10 protein-coding genes are annotated in these 10,103 nt (G+C 60.0%); 7 read left to right on the top strand and 3 right to left on the bottom strand.

The annotated features are described in order from the left end of the window. Both AACS18_RS01085 and AACS18_RS01090 read left to right on the top strand, forming a co-directional pair. Positions 1-310: hypothetical protein (locus tag AACS18_RS01085; protein WP_108611818.1), on the top strand; the 310-nt coding region annotated here is incomplete at its 5' end. A gap of 204 nt (positions 311-514) precedes the next feature. Further along, entirely contained in the window at positions 515-1,774 is a 1,260-nt protein-coding gene (locus AACS18_RS01090; RefSeq protein ID WP_108611819.1) for a dicarboxylate/amino acid:cation symporter, read from the top strand. A gap of 87 nt (positions 1,775-1,861) precedes the next feature. Here the strand turns inward: AACS18_RS01090 and AACS18_RS01095 are convergent, their stop codons facing one another. Next, positions 1,862-2,464 carry a DUF924 family protein gene (locus AACS18_RS01095; RefSeq protein WP_108611820.1) on the bottom strand — a complete coding sequence of 201 codons (603 nt, stop codon included), beginning with the start codon at positions 2,462-2,464 and terminating at the stop codon, positions 1,862-1,864. Between the two features lie 252 nt (positions 2,465-2,716). Between AACS18_RS01095 and AACS18_RS01100 the strand changes: the two genes are divergently transcribed. From AACS18_RS01100 to AACS18_RS01110, 3 genes are all read left to right on the top strand, one after another. Beyond that, positions 2,717-2,857 carry a hypothetical protein gene (locus AACS18_RS01100; protein WP_021231002.1) on the top strand — a complete coding sequence of 47 codons (141 nt, stop codon included), beginning with the start codon at positions 2,717-2,719 and terminating at the stop codon, positions 2,855-2,857. A 1-nt stretch (position 2,858) separates the two neighbouring features. After that, entirely contained in the window at positions 2,859-3,779 is a 921-nt protein-coding gene (locus AACS18_RS01105) for a DUF808 domain-containing protein (RefSeq protein ID WP_108611821.1), read from the top strand. 123 nt (positions 3,780-3,902) lie between these two features. Further along, positions 3,903-5,699 carry a M3 family oligoendopeptidase gene (locus AACS18_RS01110; protein ID WP_181363218.1) on the top strand — a complete coding sequence of 599 codons (1,797 nt, stop codon included), beginning with the start codon at positions 3,903-3,905 and terminating at the stop codon, positions 5,697-5,699. A 61-nt stretch (positions 5,700-5,760) separates the two neighbouring features. Here the strand turns inward: AACS18_RS01110 and AACS18_RS01115 are convergent, their stop codons facing one another. Then, the gene (locus tag AACS18_RS01115) at positions 5,761-7,167 is read right to left on the bottom strand and encodes a nucleobase:cation symporter-2 family protein (protein WP_108611823.1); all 1,407 of its coding nucleotides are present in this window, start codon (positions 7,165-7,167) and stop codon (positions 5,761-5,763) included. Between the two features lie 505 nt (positions 7,168-7,672). On the opposite strand from AACS18_RS01115, the gene ycfP reads away from it, so the two are divergent. Together ycfP and AACS18_RS01125 are read left to right on the top strand one after the other, a co-directional pair. Beyond that, entirely contained in the window at positions 7,673-8,212 is a 540-nt protein-coding gene (gene ycfP, locus AACS18_RS01120) for an alpha/beta hydrolase YcfP (protein WP_005334000.1), read from the top strand. A gap of 74 nt (positions 8,213-8,286) precedes the next feature. Then, complete coding sequence (locus tag AACS18_RS01125; RefSeq protein WP_019445491.1) at positions 8,287-9,579, top strand: NAD(P)/FAD-dependent oxidoreductase; 1,293 nt, start codon at positions 8,287-8,289, stop codon at positions 9,577-9,579. Positions 9,580-9,663: 84 nt separating this feature from the next. Here the strand turns inward: AACS18_RS01125 and AACS18_RS01130 are convergent. Beyond that, the coding region (locus tag AACS18_RS01130) for a hypothetical protein (protein WP_108611824.1) at positions 9,664-10,103 on the bottom strand (440 nt) is incomplete at its 5' end.

Here is a 10,103-nt window from a genome sequence, read left to right on the forward strand (position 1 = left end):
CGGCAACGATCTGGTGGACAGGGAGACTGCCCGCAAATATGTGCTCAAGCGGGCAGGGGAGCTGGCACTGGCAGAGGGTTACTCCTGGCTCAAGGTCGATGAGCTGACCATTAACCGCGATGCCGTCAGGGTGACCCCATCACGGCCGATCTTCGGCTTTGACGAAGATGAACCGGATCTCTTTATGGCCCAGATGCAGGTGCAGCATACCATCTCGGCGCTGCTCACTTTTCGCCTGTTGCCACGGGCACTCGATGAGCGAACTCTTAATGCGAAATATCTCGCCGAAATCAAAATAAACAGTGATTAATATTGGTGGTTTGCAAGATCCATATCACATACACCTAATGACAGGATAAAATTCTGGATAAAGCCTCTAGATTTACCCCCTGCTTTTAGGCATTCTCCCAGCATACCAGCCGCCAGGAATCAACGGCTCGGATCACAAAAACGGACTGTAGTGGCTCCCACGCCACTGTTTACGGCTTGCACCAATCAAAACCGGGACTCCCCCATGAAAATGAATAAACTGACGGTCGCCATCCTCATCTCCATGATGTTTGGCATCCTCACCGGCCAGGGCTATCGGATGTTTGCCGCAGATCAGGCTGCGGATTTCGCCAATAACATCACGATCCTGACCGATATCTTCCTGCGCCTGATCAAGATGATCATCGCTCCCCTGGTCTTCACTACCCTGGTGGTCGGTATCGCCAAGATGGGCGACACCCGCACCGTAGGGCGTATCGGTGCCAAGACCCTCGGCTGGTTCATGCTGGCCTCCCTGATGTCCCTGAGCCTGGGTCTGGTGATGGTGACCCTGATGCAGCCGGGAGTGGGTCTCTCACTCTCCCTGCCCAATGACACCGCCAGCTCGGGCATTGCTGCCGGTGCCATAACCCTGAAAGATTTTGTGACCCACGCCATCCCCAAGAGCGTGGTCGAGGCGATGGCCACCAACGAGATCTTGCAGATCGTGGTCTTCTCCCTCTTCTTCGGTCTGGCCGCTGCGGCGCTGGGCGATCTGGCCAAACCGGTGGTGGTGCTGATGGCCAGTGCTGCCGAGATCATGCTGAAAGTGACCGGCTACGTGATGAACTTTGCGCCGTTCGCGGTGTTTGGTGCCATCGCCGCCATGGTGGCCAAAGAGGGGCTGGGCATTCTGGTCACCTATGGCAGCTTTATGGCTCAGTTCTATATCGCGCTGGCCTGTCTCTGGCTGCTGCTGATCGCCATGGGCAGCGTCTTCCTGCGTAGTCGCGTCATCAAGCTGCTGGCGATGATCCGCGAACCCATCCTGCTCGCCTTCTCGACCGCCAGCTCCGAAGCCGCCTATCCGAAGACCCTGGATCGTCTGGAGAAGTTCGGTTGTGACAAGCGCATCGCCAGCTTCGTGCTGCCGATGGGTTACTCCTTCAACCTCGACGGCTCCATGATGTACTGTACCTTCGCGGTAATGTTCATCGCCCAAGCGTATGGCATCGAGCTCTCCATGGCCCAGCAGATCACCATGCTGTTGCTGCTGATGGTCACCTCCAAGGGGATGGCCGGGGTACCGCGCGCCTCTCTGGTGGTGATTGCCGCTACCCTGAACCAGTTCCATATTCCGGAAGCGGGCATCCTGCTGCTGCTGGGGATCGACCATTTCCTCGACATGGGCCGCTCTGCCACCAACGTGCTGGGCAACGCCATTGCCGCCAGTGTGGTGGCCAAGACCGAAGACAGTCTGGGCGAAACCGTCGCGCTGGGCGAGAGTGAGCCCGCCAAGGCGTAACAACGGTTTAAGCCGCCCGCAGGGTTGGCAGGTTGAACGAAAAATCCCCGTCATGACCATGACGGGGATTTTTTTATATGGCGGGTGTCAGAAGCCGGAGCCCGGTTGCTGCAAAAACGCGGTCTCTTCCGGTGTGCTGGTGCGACCCAGTATGTCGTTGCGGTGGGGGAAGCGGCCAAAGCGCTCGATGATCACCTGATGGCGGCGGGCAAAGTCGGCAAATCCTGCAAAGGTCGCTTGCGCCGGTGTGCCGGCCTGCTCCGCTGCCAGCGCCTCGAACAGCGCCACGCTTCGGGCCTGTTGCTCACGGGATTCGGCATGTTCCAGCGGCAGATAGAAGAAGACCCGCGCCAGTGGCGAGAGGGATTGATCTGCCCCGATGGACAACCCTTTCAGGCAGAGATCCCGTGCCAGCGGATCCTGGGCAAAGGCCGCAGGCGTGCCGCGATGGATATTGCGCGGCAGCTGGTCGAGCAGCAGGATCAGCGCCAGTCGACCGCTGGGGGCATCGGCCCAGTGGGCGAGGCTGCCTTCGGCCGCGGCCTGTGCCAGCTCGCCGAAGCGGCTGGCCAGCAGGGCATCCGTTTCGCTGCTTTTTCCCCACCAGAGGGGGGCTTGCCGGGTAGCCCGGAGGGCGTCATCGGCCTCGTCGCCAAACCAGAGATCGAGCAGAGGTTGCCAGGGTTGCATGGGAACTCCTTGAGGTGATTCAGAGGGAACCAGGAACAAATGGCTCAGGGGTGCTGCCGAAACGGCGGCTTCTCGTTACACTGTGCCATCTTTTGCCCGAAAGACGTAACACCCCCGATGGCGAGCGCCGGATTCTTGGCTCGGCCGATGATGGCCTGCCATCGCCATGAGGTGGCCCTGTTGACCCCGGTGGTTATCGGGACGTACACCTCTCTCCCGGGGTTGTTCTCACTGATATAAGGAATCTCTGATATGGCTGGAACCAGTTTGTTGGCCCTGCTCGACGATATCGCCAGCGTGCTCGATGACGTGGCGCTGATGACCAAGGTCGTGGTGAACAAGCGCGAGACATTTTTCGGGAAGACGTTTCTCACTGATATAAGGGATCTTTGATATGGCTGGAACCAGTTTATTGGCCCTGCTCGACGATATCGCCAGCGTGCTTGATGACGTGGCGCTGATGACCAAGATGGCGGCGAAGAAGACCGCCGGGGTGTTGGGGGACGATCTCGCACTCAACGCGGAGCAGGTTTCCGGAGTACGTGCCGAGCGGGAGCTGCCGGTGGTGTGGGCGGTGGCCAAGGGGTCATTTCGCAACAAGCTGATTCTGGTGCCCGCCGCCATCGCCATCAGTGCCCTGGTGCCCTGGCTTATCACGCCGTTCTTGATGCTGGGAGGCGCCTACCTCTGCTTTGAGGGGGCCGAGAAGCTGGCCCACAAGTTCCTGCCTCATGAAGTGAGCGAGGGTGAGGCACATACAGCCCCCATTCCCGATGATCTGGTAGCCTTCGAGCAGCAGAAGGTAAAAGGGGCGATCCGCACCGATTTTATTCTCTCTGCCGAGATCATCGTCATCGCCCTTGGCACGGTACAGGGAGCAAGCCTCGTGCTGCAGCTCTCGGTAGTGGCGGGCATCGCCCTGCTGATGACCATCGGGGTCTACGGGTTGGTGGGGCTGATCGTCAAGCTCGATGACATCGGTCTGCATCTGCTGCACAAGCCCGATGGCAGCGCCCTGCGCCGCGCGGTGGGGCAGGGACTGTTGGTGACGGCTCCTCGTCTGATGCACCTGCTGGCACTGGTCGGCACCATCGCCATGTTTATGGTGGGCGGCGGCATTCTGGTGCATGGCTGGCCCTTTGCCCATCACCTGATTGAAGACGCAGCCACTGTTGTCGCCACCCTGCCCACAGTAGGGGCCGTACTGGCGGCGGTGACGCCGACGCTGCTCAACGCCGTGGCCGGTGTGGTGGCGGGTCTGCTGCTGGTTGCCGTGATGATGCTGGTGAGCCGTCTTGCCCCGGCCAAGGGATAAGCGAGCTTGCGGGCTATTGTCTCTTTTTTCCTCTCTTCATTTTTTGGCCTTCGGGTTGCCCGGTGTCGGACTTGCTGCCCGCAGGTCTGCTGCGCCTCCCGATAAAGGCCTTTGCGAGAAGTTATGTATCAACAACAGTGGAATAACGACCATATCTACCCGGGCCTCGACAGCCCAGAGCTGGAAGCGGACATGCGCGCCGCCCGCCACGCGCTGGAAGAGCTGGCCAGCTATATGGCAGGTCTGGACGGGGTGCGCGACGATGACGCTGCGCTGCTGGATTTTTTGCGGGAAGTGCGGCTGCGCGCCCGTGATATTCGCCATATCGGCTGGAACATCGCCATTCTGGCCGCGTGCCGCGGCAGTCAGGATGCGCGGGATCCGCAGGCCAAACAGCTGGCGTCCCGTGCCCGCGCCCTCAATGCCGATCTGTTCAAGACCCTGGCGCCAGTGGACGATCTGATGCTGGCGCTGCCGGACGAGGAATTCTCCGCGCTGATGAGGGATCCGCTGCTTGGCGAGGAGACGTACCGCTTGTGCCATGAGCGTCGCTTGCAGGATCAGCGCCTGCCGGTGGCGGCGGAGCAACTGGTGATCGGCCTTGGCACCGATGGCTTGCACGCCTGGGGCAACCTCTACAACGATCTGGTGGGCAAGATCCGCTTGACCATTGATGGCCGCGAGATGGGGCTGGCCGAGGCGAGCAATCTGCTCTCCAGCCCGGTGGGGGCCCTGCGTCTGGAAGCCTTTGATGCCATCAGCGCCGGTTGGGAAGGGGAGCAGGAGACGGTTGCCGCCATACTCAATGCCCTCAACGGCTGGCGGCTGGAGCTGGCCCGTCAGCGCGGCAAAACCCGTGTGCTCAATGCGCTGGATCTCTCCTGCCACCAGAGCCATATCGAGCGTGCCACCCTCGATGCCCTGATGAGCGAAACCTGGCGAGCCCGTGGGTTGGGCCAGCGCGCCTTGGAGCTGATGGCCGAGCGCCTTGGTCTCGACGATCTGGGGCCGGAGGATCTCTTTGCGCCGCCGCCTGCTTCCAGCAGCCGCGACATTCCTTTTGATGAGGCGATCGAGTTGATTGCCGATGCCTTTAGCCGTTTCGATCCCGAGATGGGGGCATTTGCCCGCATGATGGCCGAGAAGGGGTGGATTGATGCAGCGCCCACGCCAAATCGCCGCACCGGCGCCTACTGCACCAAGTTTGCCGAACCGGTCGAGCCGCGGGTCTTCGTCACCTATGCCGGCACCATGGATAACGTCATTACCCTGGCCCATGAGCTGGGCCACGCCTGGCACAACTGGGTCATTCGCGATCTGCCGATGAGCCAGCGCAGCTACCCCATGACGCTGGCGGAGACCGCCTCCATCTTTGCCGAAACCCTGGTGCGCAGCGCCCTGTTCGAGCAGGCACAAAGCCCGGAAGATCAGCTGGCCATCGCCTGGGCGGAGGCCGATGGCGCAGCCACCTTCCTGGTCAATATCCCGGCTCGCTTCGATTTCGAGCAGGCCTTGGTGGCCGAGCGAGCGCAGGGCTATGTGCCCGCAGAGCGGCTCAAGGCGCTCACCGACGAGGCGTGGGGACGCTGGTATGAGGGGAGCCTGACCCGCTATCACCCCATGTTCTGGGCGGCCAAGGCGCACTTCTCCATTGCGGGGCTGGGCTTTTACAACTACCCCTATCTGTTTGGTTATCTGTTCAGCCTCGGGGTCTATCAGCAGTTGATGAGCCGCAAGGCGGCGGGGGAAGAGGGCGTTGCCGAGGCGTATCGCGCCTTGCTGCGCGATACTGGCCGGATGAGCGCCGAAGATCTGGTGGCGAAACATCTGGGGCAAGATATCCGTGAGGCCGCCTTCTGGCAGGGGAGTCTGGCACAGGTAGCGCAGGCGGTGGAACGCTTCGAACAGCTGCCAGCCTGATGGGTTGAGTGGCGATGTGAACAACAGGCCCCGGACAGTCTCGCTGTCCGGGGCCTGTTTGTTATGCCTGCTTTTGTTGCGGTTTGATGGGGCCAACGAACAGGGGGCGGGTCTGGTGACTCAGATCCGGCTGATAGCCGTTGAAGAAGAGGTTGAGCAGCACCGAACTGATGGTGGCCAACAGGATACCGCTATGAAAAAGCGGTTGTAGCTGCGCCGGAAGCTGCTGGAAGAAATTCCCGGAGACCGTCGGGATCATGCCAATTCCGAGACTGATGGCGACGATATAGAGGTTGTGGCGGTTGCTGTTGTAATCGGTGCGCGCCAGGATGCGAATACCGGTGGCCAGCACCATACCGAACATCACGATACCGGCGCCCCCCAGCACGAAAGGCGGTATGGAGGCGACCAGCACCGACATCTTGGGGATGAGGCCAAAGGCGAGCAGGATCCCCCCCGACATCACGCAGACCCAGCGACTCGATACCCCGGTCACGCTCACCAGACCGATATTCTGGGAGAAGGAGGTGTGGGGGAAGCTATTGAATATCCCACCAATAATGGTGCCGATGCCATCCACCCGCAACCCGCGCACGATATCACCGCGTCTGGCCGGATGGCCGACGATGTCGCCAAGGGCCAGAAACATCCCCATCGACTCGATAAAGGTGATGAGCATGATGACTGTGAGGGTGGCGATGGAGATGGGATCGAAGGTGGGCCAGCCGAAGGCGAAGGGCACTATGGGGGCAAACCAGGCTGCCTCGCCGAGGCCATCGAGGCTCACTTCGCCCATGGCGATGGCCACCACGAAACCGAAGATGATCCCGAGCAGTACCGAGATATTGCTGAAAAAGCCCTTGGTGAAGCGGGTCACCAACAGGATAAAGACGAGCACCAGAAAGCTGGTGCCGATATAGCGCAGGCTGCCATATTCCGGATTGCCCTTGCCCCCCGCCATCCAGTCGATCCCCACCTGCATGATGCTGATCCCGATGGAGGTGATAACCACCCCGGTCACTACGGTGGGGAAGAGCGGCATCAGCCGACCTATCAGCGGCACCAGCAGGGTCGAGATGATACCGGCGGCGATGGTGGCGCCGAAGATGCCCGTCAGCCCCAGATCCGGGTTGGCTCCGATGGCCAGCATCGGCATCACGGCGGCAAATGTGACCGACATGATGACCGGCAGCCGGATCCCGGCAAAGCGGCCAATCCCGACACATTGCAGCAGGGTGACGATGCCGCAGCAGAAGAGATCCGAACTGATAAGGTAGGAGATCTGCTCCTTGGGCAGCCCCAGACTGCCGCCAATCACCAGTGGCACCGCCACGGCGCCGGCGTACATCACCAGCACATGTTGCAGGCCCAGGGTAAAGAGTTGGCCCATGGGGAGCATGCGCTCCACTTCATCCACCGGGCGCTTGCGCGCACCCGGTCGGGGGGAGGGGGGATTGGTCTCGTTCATCAACAGATCACTCCTTGAAGCCCGCGCAACTGCTACAGGCAAGATAGTGAAAGCCGCAGCTTTCCCGGTCATTGATCTCGTGTATTGACAGAGGTGCCAGATCCCTCGGCAGTAGTGAGAGGGATCCGGTGCAGCACGGGTCAGTGCACAAAACATGCACAACGCCGCTCACGAGAGAAAACGTTTGGCGATAACGCCTTGTTTTTGCGGGATGAGTCACATACCGGTCAGATAAGTGTCCGGCTGTTGGCAGGGGAAGGAGGTTGGGGCATCTCAGATTGGTAAGGGGTTTATCATTATCGGTCTGGCGATCTCACTTTGATAGCCGGGCACCATAACGTTGCTCGCAATGTGCCCCTCTGCATGTGACGGCGCTCGCGGGCCGCAGGGCGCAATCGGGGGCGGGGGCGTGATCCAAAGCAAGAAAGTTGGATGTTTTGGTGGCGCACGGGGCCGCCGCTGGGGTAGTTTCGATAAAACCGACACAGATCCTGAGGTCTTATCCATGATCATCTATCTGCATGGCTTTGATGCCACCAGCCCAGGCAATCACGAGAAAGTGCTGCAGTTGCAGTTTATTGATGATGATGTGCGTTTCGTGCACTACAGCACGGTTCACCCCCGTCATGATATGAGCCATCTGCTCAAGGAAGTGAAAAAACAGCTCGATATGAGTACCGATCCCAAACCGCTGATCTGCGGCGTGGGTCTTGGTGGCTACTGGAGTGAGCGGATCGGCTTTCTGTGCGGCATTCGCCAGGTGATCTTCAACCCCAACCTCCATCCGGAAGAGAACATGCAGGGCAAGATCGACCGTCCGGAAGAATATGACGATATCGGTACCAAGTGTGTAACTGAATTTCGTAAGAAAAATTCAGGAAACTGCCTGTGTATCCTTTCCGTTCAGGATGAAGTGCGCGATAATCGGGACACTGAACGTGAATTGAAGAACTATTACGACATCGTGTGGGATGAGCGCGAGACTCATAAGTTCAAAAATATCTCGCATCATCTGCAGCGGATGAAGGCCTTCAAAGAAGCCTGATCCATCACGTCGACCGATTTCGTTTTAGGGAGCCAATGGCTCCCTTTCGTTTTGAGGAACCGAGGAAAATCATCATGATGAATATTGTCGTTGTAGGCGGCGGCGCCGGTGGCCTGGAACTGGCCACCAGTCTGGGTCGCAAGCTTGGCAAGAAGAACAAGGCCAAGATCACTCTGGTCGATCGCAACCGCACCCACCTGTGGAAACCCCTGCTGCACGAAGTGGCCACCGGCTCCATGGATGCGGGCATCGATGCCCTGAGCTACCAGTCTCACGCCAAGAACCACGGTTTCGACTTCCAGCTCGGCACCCTGACCGATATCAAGCGTGACGATAAGCGCATCGTGCTGGCCCCGATCCACGACGACAATGGCGACATCGTGGTCAACGAGCGCGAGCTGCCCTACGACTATCTGGTGATGGCCATCGGTTCTGTCTCCAACGACTTCAACACCAAGGGCATCAAGGATCACTGTATTTTCCTCGATAGCCCCTCCCAGGCGCACCGCTTCCACAACAGCATGATGAACCGCTTCCTGCAGTTCGCCACCGAATATAAGCCGGGCGACAAGGTGAAGATTGCCATCGTCGGCGGCGGCGCCACCGGCGTCGAGCTCTCTGCCGAGCTCTACAACGCGGTCGAGCAGCTCTACGCCTACGGCTTCAAGAACCTCACCACCGATAGCCTGAAGGTGACCCTGGTGGAAGCGGGCCCGCGCATTCTGCCGGCTCTGCCGGAGCGCATCAGCGGCGCCGCCCATCAGGAGCTGGTCAAGCTGGGTGTGGATGTGCGTACCGCCACCATGATCACCGAAGCGACCAGCGACGGTCTGCACACCAAGGATGGCGAGCTGATTGAAGCTGACCTGATGGTGTGGGCGGCCGGTATCAAGGCTCCGGATTTCATGAAGGATATCGCCGGTCTTGAGACCAACCGCATCAACCAGCTGGTGGTGAAAGAGACCCTGCAGACCACCCGTGACGAGAACATCTTCGTTATCGGTGACTGCGCAGCCTGCCCGCAGCCGGATGGCAAGTTCGTGCCGCCGCGCGCCCAGTCTGCCCACCAGATGGCCAGCCAGGCGTTCAAGAACATCCTGGCCAAGATGAACGGCGGCGAGATGAAGCCCTACCTCTACCACGACCACGGTTCGCTGGTCTCCCTCAGCCGCTTCTCCACCGTGGGCAGCCTGATGGGTAACCTGATGCGCGGCTCCATGATGGTGGAGGGCTACATTGCCCGTCTGGTCTACATCTCCCTCTACCGGATGCACCAGATCGCCCTGCACGGCTACGTCAAGACCGGCCTCATCATGCTGGTGGGTCGCATCAACCGGGTACTGCGCCCGACCCTGAAGCTGCACTAAGCCGGGATTTGGCGCCATGTTGAATACCAAAAGGAGAGGCGATGGCCTCTCCTTTTTTATCGGCGCAGATCAGGAAAGAGAGCATTACTTGCCCAGATAGGTGCGATCGAAGAAGGTATTGACCCAGTGGGGGCGGTAGATGGCCAGCACCGTCATCGCCATGCCGTTGAGCAGAGCTTCGGGGAACAGCAGCAGTGGCCAGATGGAGAGGTAATCCGCCGTGATGGTGTACCAGGGGTAGCTGTGACTTAGCCCCATCAGCAATGCGCTGGCGGCCACCTTGACCGAGATGGTGATGGCGCCACCGAGAAAGGCGGCCACGAAGATATAGACAAAGAGATGGCGCGGCAGCCAGGCCCAGCTGGCCAGAAACAGCAGCCAGCTGGTGGCTACTGGCAGGGCGATGCCCACCAGTGCCTGCCAGCCAAAATCGGCCAGATTGGTGACACCGAAGTAACCGAGCACCAGCAGGGTCAGGCAGGGGGCGAGCAGTGCCAGCCGCCAGCCCAGCAGCAGGGTGAGGG

The sequence above is a fragment of the Aeromonas sp. HMWF015 genome (assembly GCF_963878965.1).
GTDB classification, from domain to species: domain Bacteria; phylum Pseudomonadota; class Gammaproteobacteria; order Enterobacterales; family Aeromonadaceae; genus Aeromonas; species Aeromonas veronii.